General features: G+C 71.5%; 16 protein-coding genes. 10 read left to right on the forward strand and 6 right to left on the reverse strand.

The genetic code is table 11. The annotated features are described in order from the left end of the window. Window positions 1-226: 226 nt before the first annotated feature. Window positions 227-952, reverse strand: coding sequence for a pyrimidine reductase family protein (locus tag AB0G04_RS15745; protein WP_360982505.1), 726 nt, complete (start codon window positions 950-952; stop codon window positions 227-229). 366 nt (window positions 953-1,318) lie between these two features. Here AB0G04_RS15745 and AB0G04_RS15750 point away from each other — a divergent pair, with 366 nt between their 5' ends. Both AB0G04_RS15750 and AB0G04_RS15755 read left to right on the forward strand, forming a co-directional pair. Continuing rightward, window positions 1,319-2,029, forward strand: coding sequence for an amino acid-binding protein (locus AB0G04_RS15750; RefSeq protein ID WP_360982507.1), 711 nt, complete (start codon window positions 1,319-1,321; stop codon window positions 2,027-2,029). 88 nt (window positions 2,030-2,117) lie between these two features. Next, a complete protein-coding gene (locus tag AB0G04_RS15755) occupies window positions 2,118-3,158 on the forward strand; it encodes a GNAT family N-acetyltransferase (RefSeq protein ID WP_360982509.1) in 1,041 nt (346 codons plus the stop codon). 216 nt (window positions 3,159-3,374) lie between these two features. On the opposite strand, the gene bioB is transcribed toward AB0G04_RS15755, so the two are convergent. Beyond that, entirely contained in the window at window positions 3,375-4,370 is a 996-nt protein-coding gene (gene bioB, locus AB0G04_RS15760) for a biotin synthase BioB (protein ID WP_360982511.1), read from the reverse strand. 84 nt (window positions 4,371-4,454) lie between these two features. Here bioB and AB0G04_RS15765 point away from each other — a divergent pair, with 84 nt between their 5' ends. From AB0G04_RS15765 to AB0G04_RS15780, 4 genes are all read left to right on the forward strand, one after another. Beyond that, the gene (locus tag AB0G04_RS15765) at window positions 4,455-5,573 is read left to right on the forward strand and encodes an 8-amino-7-oxononanoate synthase (RefSeq protein WP_360982513.1); all 1,119 of its coding nucleotides are present in this window, start codon (window positions 4,455-4,457) and stop codon (window positions 5,571-5,573) included. Between the two features lie 383 nt (window positions 5,574-5,956). After that, window positions 5,957-6,664, forward strand: a complete 708-nt coding sequence (gene bioD / locus AB0G04_RS15770) for a dethiobiotin synthase (protein WP_360982818.1) — start codon at window positions 5,957-5,959, stop codon at window positions 6,662-6,664. 56 nt (window positions 6,665-6,720) lie between these two features. Continuing rightward, on the forward strand, window positions 6,721-7,476 hold the full coding sequence (locus AB0G04_RS15775; RefSeq protein WP_360982515.1) for an ROK family protein: 756 nt from the start codon (window positions 6,721-6,723) through the stop codon (window positions 7,474-7,476). Further along, the gene (locus tag AB0G04_RS15780) at window positions 7,473-8,192 is read left to right on the forward strand and encodes an HAD family hydrolase (RefSeq protein WP_360982517.1); all 720 of its coding nucleotides are present in this window, start codon (window positions 7,473-7,475) and stop codon (window positions 8,190-8,192) included. Before AB0G04_RS15775 ends, AB0G04_RS15780 begins: the two co-directional genes overlap by 4 nt. A gap of 162 nt (window positions 8,193-8,354) precedes the next feature. On the opposite strand, the gene AB0G04_RS15785 is transcribed toward AB0G04_RS15780, so the two are convergent. Continuing rightward, a complete protein-coding gene (locus AB0G04_RS15785) occupies window positions 8,355-8,987 on the reverse strand; it encodes a 50S ribosomal protein L11 methyltransferase (RefSeq protein WP_360982519.1) in 633 nt (210 codons plus the stop codon). An 83-nt stretch (window positions 8,988-9,070) separates the two neighbouring features. On the opposite strand from AB0G04_RS15785, the gene AB0G04_RS15790 reads away from it, so the two are divergent. Then, complete coding sequence (locus tag AB0G04_RS15790; protein WP_360982521.1) at window positions 9,071-12,100, forward strand: EAL domain-containing protein; 3,030 nt, start codon at window positions 9,071-9,073, stop codon at window positions 12,098-12,100. A 151-nt stretch (window positions 12,101-12,251) separates the two neighbouring features. Here AB0G04_RS15790 and AB0G04_RS15795 read toward each other — a convergent pair whose 3' ends face one another. From AB0G04_RS15795 to AB0G04_RS15805, 3 genes are all read right to left on the reverse strand, one after another. After that, window positions 12,252-13,328, reverse strand: a complete 1,077-nt coding sequence (locus AB0G04_RS15795) for an NAD-dependent epimerase/dehydratase family protein (RefSeq protein WP_360982523.1) — start codon at window positions 13,326-13,328, stop codon at window positions 12,252-12,254. Between the two features lie 418 nt (window positions 13,329-13,746). Further along, window positions 13,747-14,508 carry an SDR family NAD(P)-dependent oxidoreductase gene (locus tag AB0G04_RS15800; protein ID WP_360982524.1) on the reverse strand — a complete coding sequence of 254 codons (762 nt, stop codon included), beginning with the start codon at window positions 14,506-14,508 and terminating at the stop codon, window positions 13,747-13,749. A 60-nt stretch (window positions 14,509-14,568) separates the two neighbouring features. Beyond that, a complete protein-coding gene (locus AB0G04_RS15805) occupies window positions 14,569-14,916 on the reverse strand; it encodes an Lsr2 family protein (RefSeq protein WP_106319498.1) in 348 nt (115 codons plus the stop codon). A 1,136-nt stretch (window positions 14,917-16,052) separates the two neighbouring features. On the opposite strand from AB0G04_RS15805, the gene AB0G04_RS15810 reads away from it, so the two are divergent. The 3 genes from AB0G04_RS15810 to AB0G04_RS15820 all read left to right on the forward strand — a co-directional run bounded on the left by AB0G04_RS15810 (window position 16,053) and on the right by AB0G04_RS15820 (window position 18,125). Then, the gene (locus AB0G04_RS15810) at window positions 16,053-16,604 is read left to right on the forward strand and encodes a hypothetical protein (RefSeq protein ID WP_360982526.1); all 552 of its coding nucleotides are present in this window, start codon (window positions 16,053-16,055) and stop codon (window positions 16,602-16,604) included. A 424-nt stretch (window positions 16,605-17,028) separates the two neighbouring features. Continuing rightward, window positions 17,029-17,751, forward strand: coding sequence for a HipA family kinase (locus AB0G04_RS15815; RefSeq protein WP_360982528.1), 723 nt, complete (start codon window positions 17,029-17,031; stop codon window positions 17,749-17,751). Further along, window positions 17,748-18,125, forward strand: coding sequence for a DUF3037 domain-containing protein (locus AB0G04_RS15820; protein WP_360982530.1), 378 nt, complete (start codon window positions 17,748-17,750; stop codon window positions 18,123-18,125). Before AB0G04_RS15815 ends, AB0G04_RS15820 begins: the two co-directional genes overlap by 4 nt. Window positions 18,126-18,137: the final 12 nt, after the last annotated feature.

Below are 18,137 nucleotides of genomic sequence, written 5' to 3' on the forward strand. Positions count from 1 at the left end.
CCCGTCACGCCGCCCCCACCCCGTAGCGTGGTGAACCGCGGCGCACCCAAGGGCACAGCTCACCACGCAACCATCGACAGAGACGTACGTGGTGAACGGCGGCACGGAGCGAACCGCTACTCACCCCGCGACCGGGGGCGCGGGCCGGCGTGGTCAGCTATGCCCGCCGGCGCGCCGCAGGTCACCACGTCGGCGTGTGGAGGTCACCACGTCGGGGGCGTGGAGGTCACCGCGCCGGGGATTGAGTGGTGGCCGGTTCGCTGCGGACGTACCGGAGGAAGAGCATGTCGTCGTGGGTCAGCGCGTGCCGCAGCGACATCCGGCGCGGTGGCGCCGGCGGGCCGTGCGCGATCCGGCCCGCCGTGCCGCCGGCGAGCAGCGGGGCGACGGTGAGGCACAGTTCGTCGACCACGTCGGCGGCGATCATCGCGCCGAGCAGCCCCGGCCCGCCCTCGCAGAGCAGCCGGGTGGCACCCCGATCGTGCAGCAGGCGCACCCCGGCGGCGAGGTCGACCTCGTCGCCGCCGAGCGCGATCACCTCGGCGGCCTCGCGGATCGGCGCGTCGGCGGGAGCCGCCCGGTGGGTCAGCACGATCGGGCGGACCGGGGCGTCCGAGAAGATCAGTTGTGCCGGATCGAGGTCGAGGGAGCCGGAGACGACCACCATGAGCGGGTACGGGGAGAGGCCGTTCGCCATCCGCCAGGCCCGGCCCTGCTCGGTGAGGCGCAGCGCGTCGTAGCGCTCGGCGCGGACCGTGCCGGCCGCGACGATCAGGGCGTCGCAGATCATCCGCAGGTGGTCGAAGACCTCCTTGTCGCCCGGCCCCTGCAGGCCGGCGGAGAGCCCGTCGACGGTGACCGCCCCGTCGGCGCTGGCGATGAAGTTGGCCCGCAGGCTCGGGTGCTCGGTCCGCGGGTAGTGGGCGAGCAGCTCGCCGGTCGAGAAGATCATGGGCCGGGCGGGCCGGTGACCGGCGGGATCGGTTCGGGCTGACGGTGCTGGCAGTCGCACCAGGATCCGCCCCGGCAGTCGTCGTGCCGCCGCTTCCGGCAGGCCTCACAGATCATTCCTCGACCTTAACGCCTGCCCTCTTCCCGGATTCTGGGAATCTGATCCACTCTCCGGGAGGACGGCGGTGTCCGACACCCGACCGGTGAACCGCCCGGACCGGCCCGTACTTCTACTCTGAGTGGTGATTCCGGGCATACCGCAACAGCTTGACGGCTGGGACACGGCCGTGCAACGGGTCGGAAACGCCAGGTGGGCAGGGTGTTGATCGGGGACGGCGCCACCGGCCGTCGCGACGGGAGGAGTCACATGTTGCTACGGGTTCGAGTCACCCTGCCGGACCGTCCCGGCGCGCTCGGCCAGGTCGCGCGCACCCTGGGCGTGGCCGGTGCCGACATCGTCCAGGTCGTGGTGCTGGAGCGGCTCGGCGGCCGTGCGGTCGACGACTTCACCGTCGTCTGGCCCGGCGCCACCCGGGTCGAGCGTCTCCTCGCCGGTCTGGCCGCCATCCCCGGTGTGCAGGTCGACGGCGTGTGGAAGGCGATAGGAGCCCCGGTCGCCGGCGGCCACGACGCCGAACTGCTCGCCCAGGTCGCGGCGAACCCGATGGACGGTCTGGCGACCCTGGTCGACGCGGTGCCCGGACTGCTCGCCGCCGACTGGGCGGCGGCCGCCGTGGTGCCGGCCGACTGGGCGGCCCGCAACGGTTCCGGGGGCGGCACCGGACCGGGTGTCGTCTACGCGAGCTGGCGTGCCCCGTCCCCGCTGCACCTGCCCGAGGTGACCCCGCTGCGGGCCCGCCCGATGGTCGAGCCCGGTGGTGCGCGGTACGCGGTCGCCCCGTTCGGCCGGGCCGGGCTGGTCCTGGTCGTCGCCCGTAGCGACGACGACGACCTGCCGGCCGCCGCCTTCCACATCACCGAGGTGGACCGGATCGCCCAGCTGGTCCGGGCCGCCGCGGTCATCCTCGGCGACCGGCTGGACTCCGTCGGCACGCCCGCGGCCGTCAACCCGGTGTGACCGTACTAACCCAGGTTTTCGCAGCTCAAGCAATACCAGCGCAACAACGGCGGTGCACTCTGTAAGTCGGATGGAGGGAGTGCCCCAGATGGCGTTGTGGCGAGTCAGGGCAACGGTCGACGACCGCCCCGGTTACCTCTCGGTGCTGACCGCGAGCCTGGCCCTGCGGTCGGTCAACATCCTCGCCGTGCAGGTGCACACCACCGAGGACGGCGCGGTCGACGACTTCCTGGTGGACGCTCCGGACAATCTGGTCGAGGCCGATCTGCTGGCCGCGGTGGCCAAGGGGCGCGGCCGGGACGCGTTCGTGGCCCGGGCCGAGGCGCAGGGACTGGCCGATCAGCCCACCAGGGCGCTCGCCCTGGCCGGGCGTCTGGTGCACGAGCCCGAGTCGTTGGGCGAGGCCCTGGTCACCCTGCTCGACGCCACCGAGGTGCGCTGGCGGCCACAGGGCGGTGACCTGCCCGGCTTCCACGGCGGGCGGATGGTCCTGACCGACCCGGCCGGTGGCGCGCTGGAGGTGCTCCGGGCACTTCCCGCGTTCACCCCGGCCGAGTTCGCCCGTGCCCAGGCACTGGTCGAGGTCGCCGGCGGGGTCCACCGGCAGTACCGCGAACAGGTGGCGCTGCTGCTTCCGGACGGCACCGAGACGCTGCTGCGCGCCGCCGGACCGGACGACATGGCCGCGGTCGCCGAGTTCCACGACGAGTGCTCGCCGGCGGCGCTGCGGCAGCGTTACCCGGCCGGGGTGCCTGCCGAGGGCCGGCTGCGCCGCCTGCTGGAGCCCGCCGGCGGGACGACCCTGCTCGCGGTCACGCCCGGCGGGGCCGTGGTGGCGATGGCGACCCTGCTGGCCGAGGGCGACCTGGGTGAGGTGCGGGTTCTGGTGGCCGACGACTGGCAGCGGCGCGGCTTGGGCACGGCTCTGCTGCGCCGGCTCCGCGCGCACGCCACGCGATCGGGTGTGGCAGCGATGGTCGCGCACATCGGGGCGGGAAACGTGGCGATGCTGCGCACCCTGCGCCGGGTCGGCTCGGGCCCGATCGAGCGGGACGGCGCGATGGTCACCGTCACCCTGCGCACGGCCGGTCCACGGGTCGGCGACGAAGCTCCCCGCGTCGCGGGGTGAGAGGGGTGGCGGCGGGCACCGGTTCGGACCCGCCGTCACCCAAGGGTCGTCAGCCCCGCAGTTCGCCGTGCTCCACACAGGTCGCGGTCCAGCCGGTCGGGACGACCTGCACCTTCATCCGGCGGCGGCAGTGCGCGCAGTACCGCGGCGGCTCGAGCTCGCGGGCGGCCGCGCATCCCGGATGGGAACCCGGCTCCCCGCAACGGTCGCAGTACATCAGAACGTCGCCGACAGCGACTTGACCGGCATCTTCAGGTCTTTCAGGAGCTCCAGGTCGTCGCTCGCCGGACGGCCCAGCGTCGTCAGGTAGTTGCCGACGATCATCGCGTTGATGCCACCGAGCAGACCGTCCCGCGTACCCAGATCGCCCAGGGTGATCTCGCGCCCGCCGGCGTACCGAAGGATGGTCCTCGGCATCGCGAGCCGGAAGGCGGCGATCGCGCGCAACGCGTCGCGGCCCTCCACCACCGGACGGTCCCCGAACGGGGTCCCGGGTCGCGGGGTGAGGAAGTTCAGCGGGACCTCGTGCGGGTCGAGTTCCGCCAGCTGGGCGGCGAACTCGGCGCGCTGCTCGAGGGTCTCGCCCATGCCGAGGATGCCGCCGCAGCAGACCTCCATGCCGGACTCGCGCACCATCGTGAGCGTGCCCCAGCGCTCCTCCCACGAATGGGTGGTAACCACGTTGGGGAAGTACGACCGACAGGTCTCGAGGTTGTGGTTGTAGCGGTGCACACCCATCTCGACCAGCTCGTCGACCTGCTCCTGGGTGAGCATGCCCAGGCTGGCGGCGACCTGGATGTCGACCGCCTCCCGGATCGCCTTGACACCCTCACGCATCTGATCCATCAGGCGCTTGTCCGGCCCGCGAACCGCGGCGACGATGCAGAACTCGCTCGCTCCGGTGGCCGCGGTCTGCCTCGCAGCCTCCACCAGGGAGGGAATGTCGAGCCACACCGCCCGGACGGGGGATGCGAAAAGGCCCGACTGCGAGCAGAAATGGCAGTCCTCGGGACAGCCACCGGTCTTCAGCGAGACGATGCCCTCGACCTCGACCTCCGGGCCGCACCACTTCATCCGTACGTCGTGGGCGAGCTGGAGCAGCTCCGGCAGGTCCTCGTCGGGCAGGCGCAGAATCTCAAGGATGTCCGCCTCACCGAGACCGGCACCGTCGTCGAGCACCCGGGCCCGCGCCCGGTCGAGGATCTCTGGCATGCCCGTACCCTACAGAATTTCGAGCACGGTAGTTCTGTCGGAGCCGGGTGATAGTTTGCCACTCTGGTGATCAATGGGGGTGTCTTGGCGGACTGGTTGGAGACGCTCGACCGGCTGGCCCACGAGCGGGCCGAGGCGGGGCTCACCCGTCAGTTACGGCCACGGACGGCCGGTGACACCGTCATCGACCTCGCCGGCAACGACTACCTCGGTCTCTCCGGTCATCCCCGGGTGATCGCCGCGGCGCGGCAGGCGCTGGAGACGTTCGGCCTGGGCGCCACCGGCTCCCGGCTGGTCCGCGGCTCGACCGATGCGCACGCCGCCCTCGAGGACGCCCTGGCCGGATGGCTCGGTCTCGACGCGGCCCTGGTCTTCTCCTCCGGCTACCTCGCCAACCTGGCCGTCGTCCGGGCCCTCTCCGCGGTCTGCGACCTGGTGGTCTCCGACGCGTACAACCACGCCTCCCTGATCGACGGGTGCAAGATCTCCGGGCTGCCGGTGCGGGTGGCCCCGCACAACGACCCGGCCGCCGTCGCCGCCGTTCTCGACGCGCACCCCGGCCGGGCCGCCGTCGTCACCGAGTCGGTCTTCTCCGTCGACGGTGACCTCGCCCCGCTCGCCGAGCTGCACCGGGTCACCTCGGCCCGCGGCGCACTACTGATCGTCGACGACGCCCACGCGCTCGGCCTGCTCGGTGACTCCGGCGCGGGCGGGGTCGCGGCCGCCGGCCTGGCCGGCGAGCCGGACGTGATCGTCACCGCGACGCTGTCCAAATCGCTCGGCGGCGCAGGTGGGGTGGTGGCCGGCCCGGCGGCGCTGGTCCGGCACCTGGTCGACACCGGCCGCAGCTTCATCTACGACACCGCTCCCCCACCGGCCGTGGCCGCCGGGGTGCTCGCCGCCGTCGAAGTGGCCCGCGCCGCCGACGACCGGCGGGCCGTGCTGTTCCGGCGGGGCGCGCGGCTGGCCGCGACGCTGCACCGGCCCGTCCCGGCGGCCGGGGTGCTCTCGGTCCCGGCACCCGGACCGGAGGCCGCCGTGACCTGGGCCGCGGACTGCCGGGACAACGGGGTCGCGGTCGGCTGCTTCCGGCCACCGTCGACACCGGACGGCAGCTCGCGCCTGCGGCTGACCGTGAACGCGGGCGTCCCCGAGGAGGCTTTCGCCCGGGCCTTGCAAGTGATCCTGGAGTGCGCACCATGACCGCCGACCCCCCACAGGCGACCGACCGGCGACACCTCTCGTCGGTTCCCCCACTGCCCCGATCCGGCGGCCACGGGCTGCCCGGCGTGCCGGCCCGGCGGACCGTCCTGAACGGCCCCGATCCGCTGCAGGCCCACGGTGGCGGGCAGGCGGCGCAGCTTCCACCCGTACCCCCGCCGGTCCCAGACCTGCCGCGCGCGGAGCCGGAAGAGACCCCGCACACCGCGCCCACCGCACCGCGGGAGAGCCCGGAAACCGCGCCCACCGCACCGCCGGAAACCTCGGCGACCGCGCCCGTCGCGCCGCGGGAAACCTCGCGGACCGCGACCGAGGAGGACGAGCCCGCGACGAAGGCCGCCGCGCCGGCGGACGAATGGCACGGGATCGTTCTCGTCACCGGCACCGACACCGAGGTCGGCAAGACCATCGCGACCGCCGCGATGGCTGCCGCCGCCCAGGCCGCCGGCCTTCGCGTCGCCGTGATCAAACCCGGTCAGACAGGCATCGCGACCGGCGCGCCCACCGACGCCGACGTGGTGACCCGCCTGGCCGGCCCGGACACCGTCCGCACCCTCGCCGAGTACCCGGAACCATTGGCCCCGCTCGCCGCCGCCAAGGTCGCCGGCCTGCCCGCACTCGACCTGTTCGACGTGGTCGACGCGATCCGGGCGGAGGCCGGGAAACATGACCTGGTCCTGGTCGAGGGCGCCGGCGGCCTGCTGGTGCCGATGGGCCTGCGGCCGTCCGGCGAGGCGTGGACGTTCGCCGACCTCGCGACCACGCTCGGCTCCGGCACGATCGTGGTGGCCCGGGCCGGGCTCGGCACGCTCAACCACACGGCGCTCACCCTGGAGGCGCTGGACCGGCGCGGGGTCACGGCCAAGGTGATCCTGGGCGCGTGGCCGGCCGAACCCGAGCTGGTCCATTGGGCGAACCTCGGCGAACTCGTGCCGCACCTGGTCGGGGCCCTGCCGGCGGGCGCCGGATCGATGGACCCGGGTGTGTTCCGGCGGTCGGCTCCCGGCTGGCTGACTCCCGCGCTGCACGGTGTGCTGGACAACTGGCGCGTGTGGGCGGAGGAGGCGGGGTAACGGGACACCCGCCACAATTGCAGTCCGGGGAGGTGATCCGCGTGCAGACTGGCCGGGTGGCTTTCACCCTGACGATCGACTGTGGCGGCGGCGGGATCAAGGGTTCCGTGCTCGACGAGGCAGGGACGATGCGGGCTCAGCCGATCCGGGTGCCGACGCCCTATCCCCTGCCCCCCGACCTGTTCGTGAAGACGCTGGTCGCGCTGGGCGAGGAGTTGCCGTCCGCGGACCGGGTCACGGTCGGCATGCCAGGGATGATCCGGCACGGTGTGGTGGTGGCGACCCCGCACTACGTGACCCGTTCCGGTCCGCGGACGAAGGTCGATCCCGAGCTGGTCCGGGCCTGGCACGGGTTCGACGCGCGGACCGCCCTGGCCGAGGCGTTCGGGTTGCCGACGCTGGTGCTCAACGACGCCGAGGTGCACGGCGCCGGGGTGGTCGCCGGGACCGGCTGCGAGCTGGTCCTGACACTCGGTACCGGGCTGGGCTGTGCCCTCTTCGACGGCGGCGAGCTGGCCCCGCATCTGGAGATGTCGCAGGCGCCGATCCGGTGGGGGACGTCCTACGACACGTACATCGGTGAGCACGAGCGCCGCCGGCTCGGCGACGCGCTCTGGTCCCGCCGGGTCCGCAACGTGGTCGACGGCCTGCGCCCGGTCTTCCTGTGGGACCGGGTCTACCTGGGCGGCGGCAACTCGCGGCTGATCACGCCGGCCCAGCTTGCCCGGATGGGCGACGACGTGGTGGTGGTCCCGAACACGGCAGGCATCGTCGGCGGTGTCCGGGCCTGGACCCTCGGACGTCGCTCATGATCATCAAGCCGGCCGCCGTACTGCTCGACTTCGGTGGTGTCCTTGCCGACGCTCCGTACCGTGCCGAACGCCCCGACCTGGTTCTGCGCCTCTACAACCTGATCGATGCGGCCCTCTCTCCCGGCCGGATCCAGCAGTCGCTGATCGACGGCGCCGCCGCCTACGCCCGCTGGCGGGACGAGGACTGGCCCGACGAGCTGCCGCAACTCGAGGTGTGGGAACGCTTCGTGATCCACGACTGGCCGCCGCTCACCCAGGCCCGGGTGCGCGGCTCGGTCGCCCGGCTCAGCTACGACTGGGCCTGGCGCGAAGGCTGGGCGCTGCGGCCCGGGATCGGGGAGTTCCTCACCGAGTGCGCCGGGCGCGGCATCCCGCTCGCGGTGGTCAGCAACACCCTCAGCGGAGCGGCGCACCGCGACTTCCTGGCCAAGGCCGGCGTCGGCCGCCTTTTCGCGGCCCAGATCTACAGCGACGAGGCCGGGGTCCGCAAACCCAATCCGCAGATGATCTGGAACGCCACCGATGCGCTCGGCGTCGCCCCGGCGAGCTGCTGGTTCGTCGGCGACAGCCGGCGCCGCGACATCGCCTGCGCCCGGCGCGCGGACGCCGGTGCGGCCATCCTCATGCCGTCCGGGCGCCAGGACCACGGCGGAGATCAGCCCGACCCCGATGCGGTGGTCGCCGACGGCTTCGGGCTTCTGGACCTTCTTCCTTGATTTCGTACGGGCCACGCGGAGCACCCGGGCTCCGGGCGACCGACGTGGGCGAACCCTCCCGAACTCCCCGGCCGCCGGCTCATGCCTTCCCTCCCCGGCTGGACAGCACCGCTGTCTCAAAAGCCTCGAGACAGCGGTGATGTCCAGCCGGTGAGCAAACGGTCAGGACGGGGTCACCTGCCAGACGGTGGTACGGCGGATCGGCATGTTCTCCAGCTCCTCGACCACCGGGACGTCGTAGACCGCCCGCTGGATCAGGCCCTCCGGCAGGTAGGCCCGGCCCGGGTCACCGACCAGGACCAGCGAACCGCGCCCCGCCGCCCGCCGCAGGAACGGCAGCATCCGCCCGGCCATCTCCCGGCTGTAGAAGACGTCGCCGGCCAGGACCACGCCGTACCGGTCGTCGGAATCGAGCAGGTCCGCCTCGACCGTCTCCACCCGGACATCGTTGGCATCGGCGTTGGCCCGGGCCGCGGCGAGCGACAGTGGGTCGATGTCGTTCGCGGTCACCGGACGTGCGCCGGCCCGCGCCGCGGCCACCGCCACCAGGCCGGAACCGGTCGCCAGGTCGAGGACACTGCGACCGGCCACCAGATCGGGATCGTCGAGGACATGGCGGGCCAAGGCCTGCCCACCGGCCCAGGCGAACGCCCAGAACGGCGGCGGCTGCGGAGTTCCGGACTCCTCGGTCGCCTCCCACAGAGCAATCGGGTCCCCGGCCTGAAAGAGCGAGACCTCGGGCACGAACGGAACCGGCGCCAGAGCGGTGTGGGCGCGGAGAAACTCCAGAAGCACGCCTGCGATTGTGCCGTTTCCACTCAGATGCGCGGCGACCGGGCCGATCAGTCCGACAAGGGTGTACGTCGGGAGGAGCACCGATGCCGACACGGTGGCCCGCCACCATCTTCGGTGCGTGGATGGTGGTGCTCGCCGTGGCCTTCGGGCTGCAGCCGGCCCTGCAGGCACCGTTACGCCTGGTCGCCGGGGTCTCGGCGGTGCTGGCGCTCTCCCTCGGCATCAGCCGCAGCCGCCCCGACGACGTCAAACCGTGGTGGGTGCTCGCCGGAGCGGTGGGCCTGTCGGCGGTCGGTGGTGCCGCCGCTGACGTCCCGTCGTTCATCGCGAACTGGCTGACCTGGCTGGAGTCGGCCGGGGTCGCGTTGCTGCTGGTCGCGTACGCCGCACTGGCCGTCGCGCTGGCCGGCTTCGTGGACCGCCGCACCAGTTCGTCACGGGACCGGGCCGGGCTGCTGGACGCGCTCACCGTCACGTCCGGGGTGGCGCTGCTGATCTGGACGTTCGCGGTCGGGCCGCGGCTGGAGGGTTCGGCCGCCACCGGCTGGACCGAGATCGCCATGCCGGTCGCCGACCTGCTCTGCCTGGGCCTGCTGGTCCGGCTCGCGACCATGCCGGGCCGGCTGGTGGCACCCGGCTACATGCTCGGTGCCGGGGTGGTGGCTCTGCTCGCCGCCGACGTGGGCCGGGCGTCCGGTTTCGGTCATCTGGCCCTTTACACGGCGGCGGGGCTGGCCGCGCTGATCCCGTCGATGGCGGAGCTGACCAGGCCGGCCGAGACGCCGCCGACGGAGACGAGTCACGCCCGGCTGGCGCTGCTCGGGGTGGCGGCCATGGTCGCGCCGACCGTGCTGCTGGTGAAGATGTTCCGGGACGGCCAGTTCGCCGGGCTCACCGTGGTCGCCGCACTCAGCACCCTGATGGTGGCGCTGATCCTGGCCCGGATGGCCGGGATCATGGCGAACCACCGGCAGGCGATGTCCCGGGAGCGTGCGCTGCGTGAGGCGTCGGCGGCGCTGGTCTCGGCCGCCGACACCGAGGCGGTGGGTCTGGCCGTACGGACCGCGGTCGCCCAGCTCATCCCCGGTGACGTGCCGCACGGGGTGGTCCTGGCGATCGCGATCACGCAGTCCGAGCCGCAGTCGCCGGAGGCGGTCGCGCAGGCCGCCGTGGACCGGGCCACCGGCACCGCGGCCCGGCTCGTCACCACCCGGGACGTGGACTGGGCGGTGGCGGTACGCCTGACCCAGTTCACCAAGACGCTGCGCTGCCCGATGGTGCTCAAGGACCGGCCCGGCGGCGAACCGCTCGTCGGCGTGCTGCACGTGGGAGCGCCGACCTGGGCCCTGCTCGATCTGCAACGGTCGGTCGAGGTGCTCGCCGGCCAGGTGGCACTAGCTTTGGAACGGATCGGTCTCGGGCACGAGGTGGCGCGGCGCAACAGTGAGACCTACTTCCGGACGCTGATCCAGAACACCGCCGACGTGATCACGATCGTCGACGAGGGGGACCGGATCCGGTACGCCAGCCCGTCCGCCGTCGGGGTGTTCGGCGGTGACCCGACCGGCGCCCTGCTGCCCGAGGTGATCCACCCCGGCGAGCGGGACCGGCTCGGTGACGTCCTGGCCGCGGTCCGTGGCGGCCACCAGCTGGAGCAGCAGCTGGACTTCCGGGCGCGCGGCAACCGGCGTACCGAGGTCCTGCTCGAACTGCACTGCCGGGACCTGCGGGCCGAACCGACCGTGGCCGGCCTGGTCATCACCATGCGGGACGTCACCGAGCAGCGCCGCCTGCAGAACGAACTCACCCACCAGGCGTTCCACGACGCGATGACCGGCCTGGCGAACCGCGTGCTCTTCCACGACCGGCTCCGGCACGCGGTGTCCCGTAGCACCCGGGACGGCTCGGTGATCGGCGTGCTCTTCATCGACCTGGACGACTTCAAGATGGTGAACGACACGCTCGGGCACGCGGTCGGCGACCAGCTGCTGATCGAGGTGGCGCACCGGATCGCCGGGGCACTGCGGGCCGACGACACCGCGGCCCGGCTCGGCGGCGACGAGTTCGCCGCCCTCGTGGAGAACGTCAACGACCCCGGTGCCGTCGAGGAGACCGCGAACCGCATCTTCGCGGCCCTCGCCCAGCCGGTCATGACCGACGCCAAGCCGCTGTACGCGATGGCCAGCATCGGCATCACCACGACGCCCGAGGGCAACGACGCCGACGAACTGCTGCGGCAGGCCGACCTGGCGCTCTACGTGGCCAAGGGCGCCGGTAAGAACCAGTGGCGGCGTTACCAGGCGCACCTGCACAACGAGATGGTGGCGCGGCTGGAACTGCGGTCGGCGCTCGACCACGCCGTCAACGAGGGCCACTTCCTGCTGCACTACCAGCCGATCGTGGACCTGCCGTCGGGCATGGCGGTCGGTTTCGAGGCGCTGGTCCGCTGGCACCATCCGAAGCGCGGGGTGATCACTCCGGACCAGTTCATCGAGGTCGCCGAGGAGAGCGGTCTGGTTCTGCCGATGGGCCGCTGGGTGCTGGAGGAGGCGCTGCGTACGGTCGCCGAGTGGCGCCGCATCCTGCCGCCCGGCCATGCGCCGTACGTCAGCGTCAATGTCTCGGTCCGGCAGTTCCGGGAGAGCGGGTTCGTCGACCAGGTGCGGACCGCGCTCGCGCACACCGGGGTGCCGCCGCAGTCGCTGATGCTGGAGATCACCGAGACGCTGCTGGTCAAGGACGACGAACGGATGTGGACCGACCTGGGTGTGCTGCGCGAGATGGGCATCCGGATCGCCATCGACGACTTCGGCACCGGTTACTCGTCCCTCGGCTACCTCCGGCAGCGCCCGATCGACGTCATCAAGATCGACAAGACGTTCATCGACGACATGGTCACCGGGCAGCAGCCGCTGGCCCTGGTCAGCGGCATCGTCAGCCTGGCGCAGTCGCTCGGCCTGACCGTCGTGGCCGAGGGCATCGAGGAACCCGGCCATCGGGAGGTGCTGGTGCGCCTGGGCTGTCCGCTCGGCCAGGGATACCTGTTCTCGAGTCCGCTCGGCCCCACCGAGGTGCTGGCCTGGCTCCGCAGCACCCAGTCGATCGCCGTCTGACCCCACCCCGCGTGGTGACCTGCGGCTCGCATTGCACCGCGGCTCACCGCCACCGACCGCGTGGTGACCTGCGGCTCGCATTGCACCGCGGTTGAACAGGCGAACCGACGCCGACCGCGCCGGGCGCCGCGTCGTCCGTACCGGAAAAGGGTCAGTAAGGGTTTCCGGTGCCGGGAAGCCGGCCGCGCAGCAGACCGCCCAGCCGTCCCGGCAGGCCGGGATTGTCCGCCAGCGGCGGGCTCTCCGTACCGGCGTCGCCGGCGATCCCGGCGAGAAGCTCACGCAACGCGCTCACCGCATCGGTCCGCGGGCGCCAGCCAAGATCGGCGGCCGCCCGGTCGCAGCTCATCAGCGGCGCCTTCAGCGCCAGCCGAACCCACCCGCGGTCCACCGGCTGGAGCCGCAACTGCCAGGTCAGCGCGGCGGCACCCTCCAGCAGAAGACCAGGCACCCGCAGCGGTACGCCGTGAAACGCGCGCCCCACGATGTCGGCGTCGAGCACGGGGCCGGCGGCGAGGTTGAAAGCGCCCCGCACGTCGGCGCGCAGCACGCGCAGGAAGGCGTCGGCCACATCGTCCGCGTGCACCGCCTGCATCCGAAGCCCCGGGTGACTGGGGACGATCGGGATCCGTCCGAAGCGCAGCAGGCCGGCCGGCAGCAGCGGCCCGGCGAAGTAGCGGGCGATCTCGGTGCCGGCGTCCCGCTGGAAGATCAGCCCCGGCCGCAGCCGGACGATCCGCATCGTCGGATGATCCGATTCGATCTCGTCGAGCATCCGCTCCACCAGCGCCTTGTGGCGGCTGTACGACGACTCGGCGACACCGGTGCGCAGCCAGGTCTCCCGGACGAACGCGCGCTTCGGGCCGGGTGCGTACACACCGACCGACGACGCGTGCACCAGGGCCGGGACGCCGGCCGCGATCGCCGCCCGGAAGACGGTGCGGCTGCCGAGGACGTTCGTCCGGTACAGGCGGCGCTGATCATGACTGGGCTGGATCTGCCAGGCCAGGTTCACCACCGCGTCGGCTCCGGTGAAGATTTCGGTGAGCCGGGGGCCGGCCTCGTCGGTCCCGATGTCGATCGAGTGCCAGTCGACATCCGCGTACGGGCCGGTCGACGGCGGCCGGCGGCGGCTGATGCCGATCAGTTCGAGATCGGATTCCTCGTGAAGACGCCGCAGCAGGGCTGTCCCGGCGTTGCCGCTGGCACCCACGATCACAACACGCATGGCTGTTGCGGTACCCCGCGGTACCCGCTTGAACCGCTGCCGTCCGCACTACCTGTCGTGCCGCCGGCAGCACGTCGGGCCGGAGCCGTTTCATTCTTGCGAGCCGGAAATCAGGTACGCCGGGGGCGGTTTCTCGCATGCCGGTCCTGAGCGGGCTTTCCGTGGTGCCGGCCGCGAGCCGATTTTCCAGCGTGCCGGCCATGGGCGGCTTTCCTGCGCGCCGACCATGAATGGCCGGGGTGCCGCCCCGGTTATCCAGAAATTCTTCGCCCCGCTTTGCCACTTTGGCGGTGCCGGCGGTTCTCGGGGCTCAGCGGCTGTTCTTCGCCTGACCGCAGGCCGTTCTTTCTCTCCACCCGACCGTTCTCTCGAGCCGCCCGGCCGTTCTCCGGAGCCCACCGGGCCGTTCTTTGGTGGACTACGGGCCGCCGTTCGTGGCTGCAGGACCGCTCTTTCGAGCCGCCCTCCCCGCGTAGAGCCGGTCCGGGACGAACGGCAGCGCATTGGCCAGCAGGATCGCCGCGCGATACTTCCCCGGAACTACGATGCGGCGGCGCGGCCGGTTCAGCGCGCGTTCTACCGCGGCTGCCACGATTTCCGGCCCCGGCAGGCCGGAACGGTGTGCGGTCAGCTCGGTGGCGATGTATCCGGGCTCGACGAGAGTGACGCCGATGCCGGTACCGGCCAGTTCCCTGCGCACCGAGTCGGTGATCCCGCGAAGGCCGAACTTGCTGGCCGAGTAGACCCCGCCGATGCCGATCTCACCGGCCACCGAGCCGATGTTCACGATCGAACCGGACCGCTGCTCCCGCATGATCGGGACGACCGCCCGCATCAGCCGGATCGGGGCCAGAAGATTGACCTCGACGACCGCCCGTACGTCGTCCTCGCCGGTCAGGATCGACGCGTCGCAGCCCACACCGGCGTTGTTGACCAGGGCGTCGATCCGCCCGCTGACCGTCAGAGCCCGCTCGACCAGCGCATTCACAGCCTCCGGGTCGGTGACGTCAGCGGGTGCCACTAGCGCCGCGCCACCCGCCGCCGCGATCTCGGCCGCCACCGACTCCAGCTCCGCGGCGCGGCGCGCCGCCAGCACCACGGTGTCACCCCGCGCTCCCAGCCGGACGGCGATCGCCCGTCCGATGCCGCTGGACGCCCCGGTCACCACTACGACAGCCACGACCTCCCCTTTCGACGGCAAACGGCGCCGCCCGGGCTGGGCGGCGCCGTTTCGCGGGAACTAGCGCTTGCTGTGGTACGCCTCGACGACCTCACTCGGGATGCGGCCGCGCTCGGAGACGGTGAAACCGTTCTTGTTGGCCCACTCCCGAATAGCCTGATTCTGGTCGCGGCTGGAACGGCTCGACACCGCAGGAACTGCGCGACGGGCAGGGGTCGGAACGTTACCGTTCCGGCCCAGCCGGGTGGCTGCGGAGAGGAACGGTTCCAATGCTTTACGCAGCTTGCCGGCGTTCTTCTCGGACAGATCGATCGTGTAGTTGACCCCATCGAGGCCGAATTCGACGGTGCGGTCCGCTTCGGTGCCGTCGAGGTCGTCGGTCAGCACGGTAATTATCTGCTTGGCCATGGTTGTTCGCTCCTACGGCGAGTATTCGGCTGACGTCCGCGCGCACACGCCAGTCCTGCTTGCGAATGCCCGCCGTCGCATTCATTCTGACTTCCACAAGGCGGCCAGTGCAAATTGCCCGTTCTGGCATGTCGCAATTGCCGGGTACCAACAGCCCGAGAACCCTTTTCGTGGCCGTGAATGTACGGTAACGTCGCAGGTGGGAGCGCTCCCAGACCTCCTGGAGGCCAAGCGGGACGCGCTGTCCGAGTCATGCCCCTGACCGCCCTGGCGGCGTTCGCGGTAGCCGCCGCGCTCGTCGCCGCCCAACAGGCCCGAGCCTGAGTCGCAGCGCGGACCCGGCCGCGCTGACCCCGCAGCGTAGTTGACCTTCGACACCGAACGCCACCCCATCGCTGCCCACGAACCCGAGCCGCCTCGTCGCCGATTCTCCGGCGCCGGGGCGGTTCGCCGTTTCAACCGACGCCAGGCCGGATCGCCGTTTCAGCCGGCGCCGGGGCGGTTCGCCGTTTTAGCCGGCGCCGGGGCGGTTCGCCGTTTCAGCCGGCGCCACTCCCGCCCATCACATCCCGCCCAGTGGGGCTCCAGCCAGCCCGTCCTCACCGAAACTGCCGCCGGCCGCACCGCCTACAACCGGCCCCACCCCTGCCCGATCCGTCACACAGCTCCGGTCGACTCCCGTCGCCCGCCCGATCCGCCACCCGGCTTGGTCGGTACAACAAACCCCGCTCCGCAACCAGCGCCGGTCGGCCATAGCGGACCTTCACTGTCCGGCCGTTCCCGCTGCTGGCGCACGCCGACTTTCTGGGCCGGGTGGGCGCCGTCCGGTGCCCGGCTGCACCGGCTCTCACTGGCGACTCAGCGCGGCCCGCCCCATGCGTGGCCGTCGACTTGGCTCCACCTCGCCCGCATCAGCCACGCTCGGCAGACCTTCGATCTATATCGAAGCGGCTTTCGCTCGGCTGCCTGGGATGGATACCTCTGCTCCTACGCCTACTTCGGCGTTGCCCTCAGCTGGTCAGAAGTCCGGTCTGAGATCTCAGGTCTTACGAGAGCACGCAAAGGTTGGCACCAGCAGTGGCCATCGCCCGCGAAAGGTTGTAAGCATGTAATCAGGTAAGCAATCGGAGGATGACATGCGAGTTAGATTCGCCCCACCCGGTGGACGGTCTGAGCCACCGCCCGCCGACGACGCTGCCGCCTGGATCGCCGGTGCGGTCACGGACGGATGGTTCACCGAGCAGCCCGAAGTGGTCATCGACCGCGACGAGATCATCATCTGGGGCCGGCTACCCCGTCCTGAGCTGGGTGACGACGCGACCGAGGCGGACACCGCGGCTGCGCAGGCCGGGAGGATCGCCCAGTTCAGGGAGGACACCCGTGATGCACGGATCCGGGTCGCCCGGCAGGTCGAGCACCGCTACCAGCGCAAGGTCGCCTGGGGCGTCCGTTGCGGTGACGCCTCCGAGCTCTTCACACACCTGTCAGCCCCGGTCATGACCCGTCTCCGCCAGCCCGAACGCCAAGTGCTCGACACCCTTGTCGACGCCGGGGTGGCGCGCTCCCGGTCCGAGGCCCTCGCCTGGTGCGTCAAGCTGGTCGGCCGCCACACCGAGGACTGGCTGACCGAACTTCGCAACGCCATGACCCAGGTCGACGAGCTCCGCCGCCGAGGCCCGGACGCCTGACACCATCCACCACCGCCCAGCTGTCCCGTCACGGACGGCTGGGCGGCTGACACCGCCGCCGCCCAGCCGTCCGGCCCGCAAGCGAACGGCTGGTTTCTATCGGCATGCCGATATGGCAGTCCTCATCGCTGGCCCGTACGACCCTCGCCGCTCCGGCCTGCCAAGACCCTTGCTATGGCACGAGCAACACGACGGCCGAGCGAGCTGGCCGGGTGTGCTCTCCGAGGCTGACGATCTGGCCCGATGTGGTTGATGACGTTGACCAGTTGGCCGGGTGTGGTCACTGAGACCGAAGAGTTGGCCCGGTGTGGTTGATGAGGCTTCGGGATACCGGGGCGGGGTCAGCGGGGATCGGCGCGGTCGGATGGCGGCCGGATGGCGGGTGCAGGGCTCGGGTGACGGGGACGGCCGTAGGGTGGGCGGCGTGCTTCGTGAGGTCACCGCTATTCGTTATGTCACGCCGCTTCGTGAGGGTGGTTCTCTGCCGGGCGTTGTCGAGGCCGACGATCTCGGGACCTATGTGGTCAAGTTTCGCGGGGCCGGCCAGGGTCCTAGAGCTCTCGTCGCTGAGGTGATCGCCGGGGAGCTGGCTCGGCGGCTCGGGCTTCCGGTGCCCGAGCTAACCCGGGTCGAGCTGGATCCGGTGGTCGCCCGGGCCGAGCCCGACGAAGAGGTCCAAGAGCTGATCAAGGCCAGCGCGGGCAGCAATCTCGGGATGGATTTCCTGCCGGGGTCGCTCGGTTATGACCCGGTGGCACACCACATCGAGCCGGGGCTGGCCAGCCGGGTGGTGGCGTTCGACGCCTTCGTGGAGAACGTCGATCGAAGCTGGCGCAATCCCAACCTGCTGATCTGGCACCGCGGGCTGTGGCTCATCGACCACGGGGCGACGCTTTACTTCCACCACAACTGGGCCCGGGCCGAGCAGGTGGTGCACCGGTCCTACAAGTGGGACGACCATGTGCTGAAGCCGTACGCCCATGATCTGGCCACCGAAGGTCCGGCGCTGGCCGAGCGGATCACGCCGGAGCTGCTGGGTGAGGTGATCGCACTGGTGCCCGGGGAGTGGCTCGAGGAGGGCGACCGGGCCGCGTACCTGGAGCACCTGTCGCGCCGGGCGGCGCGTCCGGAAGCGTGGCTGCCGTGACGAACACATTGACTCCCTACGAGTACGCGATCATCCAAGCGGTACCGCGGATCGAGCGCGGCGAGCTGATCAATGTCGGGGTGCTGCTCTACAGCCAGCGGCACGACTTCCTGTGCGCCCGGACCCACCTGGATCCGGCCCGGCTCCGGGCACTCGATGCCGGGGCTGACGTCGAGGCGATCCGTGCCGCCCTGGACGCCTGGGAGAAGACCTGCACCGGGGGCGGCGCCTCTGAGCAGATGCGACTCGGTGAACGGTTTCGCTGGCTGGTGGCACCGCGCAGCACGATCCTGCGGGCCGGCCCGGTCCACATGGGTCTGACCGCGGACCCGGCCGCCGAACTGGAGAGGCTTGTCGGCCTACTGGTCCACTGAACGGAGAAACCG

The sequence above is a fragment of the Actinoplanes sp. NPDC023801 genome (assembly GCF_040639655.1).
GTDB lineage: Bacteria > Actinomycetota > Actinomycetes > Mycobacteriales > Micromonosporaceae > Actinoplanes.

Bases quoted from the DNA above. Each gene is read 5' to 3' on its own strand.
- AB0G04_RS15745 (WP_360982505.1), bottom strand. From the start codon at position 952: ATGATCTTCTCGACCGGCGAGCTGCTCGCCCACTACCCGCGGACCGAG.
- AB0G04_RS15750 (WP_360982507.1), top strand. From the start codon at position 1,319: ATGTTGCTACGGGTTCGAGTCACCCTGCCGGACCGTCCCGGCGCGCTC.
- AB0G04_RS15755 (WP_360982509.1), top strand. From the start codon at position 2,118: ATGGCGTTGTGGCGAGTCAGGGCAACGGTCGACGACCGCCCCGGTTAC.
- bioB (WP_360982511.1), bottom strand. From the start codon at position 4,370: ATGCCAGAGATCCTCGACCGGGCGCGGGCCCGGGTGCTCGACGACGGT.
- AB0G04_RS15780 (WP_360982517.1), top strand. From the start codon at position 7,473: ATGATCATCAAGCCGGCCGCCGTACTGCTCGACTTCGGTGGTGTCCTT.
- AB0G04_RS15790 (WP_360982521.1), top strand. From the start codon at position 9,071: ATGCCGACACGGTGGCCCGCCACCATCTTCGGTGCGTGGATGGTGGTG.
- AB0G04_RS15795 (WP_360982523.1), bottom strand. From the start codon at position 13,328: ATGCGTGTTGTGATCGTGGGTGCCAGCGGCAACGCCGGGACAGCCCTG.
- AB0G04_RS15805 (WP_106319498.1), bottom strand. From the start codon at position 14,916: ATGGCCAAGCAGATAATTACCGTGCTGACCGACGACCTCGACGGCACC.
- AB0G04_RS15810 (WP_360982526.1), top strand. From the start codon at position 16,053: ATGCGAGTTAGATTCGCCCCACCCGGTGGACGGTCTGAGCCACCGCCC.